Genomic DNA, 3,105 nt, shown 5'->3' with positions numbered 1-3,105 from the left:
TACCACTCGCCCGCCGGCCCCACCTTCAGTGCGGGCAGCAGGTAATCGTTCCACTCCTGGGCATAGATCATCATGCCGCTCCCGGCTTCACGGAGGCGCGAGCTGCAGACGGCCAGCTTGGCTGCGGACCGCGCGGCGTTGAGCGCCGGCAGAAGCATGGCCACGAGCACGGCGATGATCGCGACGACCACGAGGAGCTCAATGAGGGTAAAAGCCGCCAAAGACCCCGGCCCGGTCTTCACGATCCCAGGCACATCGCTTCTGCTCTTGCTTCGAATGGTCACGTTATTGTTCTCCCGATATCAAAACTTTCGCCGGCGAGGGCGGAGGAGCGGACGATTCCCGGATCAGCAACTCCGGCCGGATGCGGACGATGATCGGGCGGTCCGCGCCCTCGATCCGGTCGATCAGGTGGTTGACCGCGGCTTCGGATATCTGCGCGATCGGCAGGCGGATGGTCGTCAGACGCGGCGTGCAGTACCGCCCGATCGGTACGTCGTCGCAACCGGTCACGGTCAGATCGTCCGGCACAGCCAAGCCCATCCGGCGGGCCGCGGTCAGCACTCCGACCGCGAGGTTGTCGTTCGAACAGACCAAGGCCGTGATGCCCGACTGGCGCTCGAGCAGCCGACCGGCCGCGGCGTCGCCTTCCTCGACGCTATCGAGGCCGGTTACGACGCAGTGGTCATCCAGTTCAAGACCCTTCTCATCCACGAACCGACGCAAACGATCGTAGCGATCCCGCACCTCGCGAACCTGTCCGCAGACAAAGCCGAACCGCCGATGGCCGAGTTGATAGAGATGCTCCAACAGCGAGCCGAAGGCCTCAGCGATTTCAACGCGGACGGGACAAAGATCTTCAGCCCCCTCGATCACGCGCATCGGCGTGGCCAGAACACAGCCGCGCTCGGCGAACTCGCGAATCAGTTCATCCGACACGGCGGCGGTCAGAACCAGCACACCGTCGGCCTGGCCGCTGGCGAAACTCTCAAGATGCTCGCGAACCTTCCGGTCGTGGTTCCCGGCGAAACCGAGAGTAACGCGATAGCCTCGAGCATCAGCGGCGCGGGCCACCGCCTCCAACTGACGAAGGGTGAAATCGCCCGCCAGTTCACGGATCACCACCCCGATCGTCCGCGTCCGCCGGTGAGCCAGCACCTGGGCCGCGTAGTACGGCCGGTAGTTCAGCCGCCGGGCGGCGGCGAAAACGCGGGCCTTCACCGACTCGCTGACGTACCGCCGCCCGCTGAAGGCGTGGCTCACCGTGCTCTTGGACACCCCGACCTCGCGTGCAACCTGGGCGATCGTACTGCGGGTGTGCGTCGGGCTTCCAGAAGACATGGCATACTCCGATGACAAACCGGTTTGCCCCATTGGGAGACCGTCGCGTGCCGTACCCGCCGACAGGAGTCGCTATGTTCGCCAAATCCCCGACCTTCCCAACAGGATATCGTATATTTAGGGTGGAACGAGCGAGCGTGAGACAGCCTGCCGGAGTCCCGAAACGGCTGGTTATAGGACGTTCGGACGCCGGATCAGCGATAGGGCGAGCTTGAAACCGTCACGTACTTTTCCGAAGGGAGCCAAAGATGAGTTCGCCACATCCCCATGCCTGCATATTGATGCTGATCGCGATCGGCTGCGCCGTGCTGACCGGCTGCGTGCCGTCCCTGGTCCAGTTGGACAGCTTCGGCCTGGACCCCTCGGCCATGGCCAAGGAGGGCGATTGGGCGCCGTACCCGAACGAGTTCCTGGCCACGGTGCCGGTAGGCGACGGCCCCTCGGCCTTGGCGTACACCCCCGACGGCAGCCAGGTCTGGGTGGCCAACATGTTTGACGATTCGGTCACGATTTTCCAGACCTCGGACCACAGCATCGCCAGTATTATCGCGGGCGGCGACGGACCGGTGGGCGTGGCGTTCTCGCCGGATGGGGCGCGGGCGTACGTGGTCACCTACTACGGCTGCAGTCTGCAGGTGATCGACACCGCTGATGGCTCGCTGATCGCCGTTATTCCGGTGAGCGATCTGAGCTACGACCCGCTCGGACTGCTGGCAAGCCCCGATGGCAGCCGCGTTTACGTGGCCAACCACTACTCCAGCCGCGTCGCGGTCGTCGATACCGCCGAGTTGGCGGTAGCCCAGCAGATCGCCGTGCCCGGCCGCCCCGAGGGCATGGCCCTCACGCCGGACGGCAAGGTGCTGTACGTGGCCAACCTCTGGAACGTCCTGCGGATCGACACCGAGAGCTTGGCGGTCACTAACGAAATCACCGCCGGGTCGTTCACCATTCCTGTGACAATCACAGCGATGGGCGATCTGCTGTACGTGGGCAACTCCCGCAGCGACTCGGTGTCGGTGATTTCGACGGCCGGTGACACCGTCCTGGCCACGGTGCCCGCGATCGACTGCCCGCAGGCCCTGGCCCTGACCCCGGACGGAGAATACCTGTTCGTGGCGAATCATGACGCCGGCACCGTGACCGTGATCGAGACCGCGACCAACGCCGTGGTCGAGACGATCCCGTCGGGGACGGACAACCTGTCGATGCCGTACGCGGTCGCAATCAGCCCCGACGGGTCCAGCGCCTACGTGGCCAACTGGCGGCACGACACGGTGACCATCCTGCTCGGCGAACCGCCGGCGCCACAGGTCCTGACCGTCGAGATGGTGCTGGGCGACGGAGCAGCCGAGACCGTGATCAACACCCGGTCGCGCGGCATGATCGAAGCGGTCGTCGCCACCACGGATACCTTCGACGTGGCGGACGTCGACGTGCCCACGGTGAACCTGGCCGGGGCGCCCGTAGCCAGCCGCGGCAAGAGCGGCAAGCTCCACGCCGAGTTCGTGGACGTCGACTTTGACGGGGACATGGATCTGGTGCTGAAGTTCCGTGTGCCGGATCTGCAGATCGCCTCGGACGCCACGGAAGTGGTCCTTGGCGGCCTGACGACTGAAGGCGAGAAATTCACGGCGGCAGCCGCCGTTACGGTTACCGCCAGATAGGCCGGGGTTCACAAGGGAAGCCTGCCAGGGAAGACCGGCCCCGGCCATCGGGCACCCCCAGCTACTGGGGGTGTCTTTTTGCCCCCACGGGAAGTCGCTG

Annotated in this window: 3 protein-coding genes; 1 reads left to right on the top strand and 2 read right to left on the bottom strand. The window is 65.3% G+C overall.

Going from position 1 to position 3,105, the window contains the following annotated elements; translation table 11 throughout:
* Together GXY33_17825 and GXY33_17820 are read right to left on the bottom strand one after the other, a co-directional pair.
* Positions 1–245, bottom strand: a 245-nt coding sequence (locus GXY33_17825) for a prepilin-type N-terminal cleavage/methylation domain-containing protein (protein ID NLX07000.1), incomplete at its 3' end; no start/stop codon positions are given.
* A 40-nt stretch (positions 246–285) separates the two neighbouring features.
* Complete coding sequence (locus GXY33_17820) at positions 286–1,341, bottom strand: LacI family transcriptional regulator (protein ID NLX06999.1); 1,056 nt, start codon at positions 1,339–1,341, stop codon at positions 286–288.
* 248 nt (positions 1,342–1,589) lie between these two features.
* Between GXY33_17820 and GXY33_17815 the strand changes: the two genes are divergently transcribed.
* Positions 1,590–3,005, top strand: coding sequence for a YncE family protein (locus tag GXY33_17815; GenBank protein ID NLX06998.1), 1,416 nt, complete (start codon positions 1,590–1,592; stop codon positions 3,003–3,005).
* Positions 3,006–3,105 lie beyond the last annotated feature (100 nt).

Source organism: Phycisphaerae bacterium (assembly GCA_012729815.1).
Lineage (GTDB): Bacteria > Planctomycetota > Phycisphaerae > JAAYCJ01 > JAAYCJ01 > JAAYCJ01.
This window is presented reverse-complemented; position numbering and strand designations above follow the sequence as displayed.

Coding starts and splice junctions, on each gene's coding strand:
- GXY33_17820 (NLX06999.1), bottom strand. CDS start 1,341: ATGTCTTCTGGAAGCCCGACGCACACCCGCAGTACGATCGCCCAGGTT.
- GXY33_17815 (NLX06998.1), top strand. CDS start 1,590: ATGAGTTCGCCACATCCCCATGCCTGCATATTGATGCTGATCGCGATC.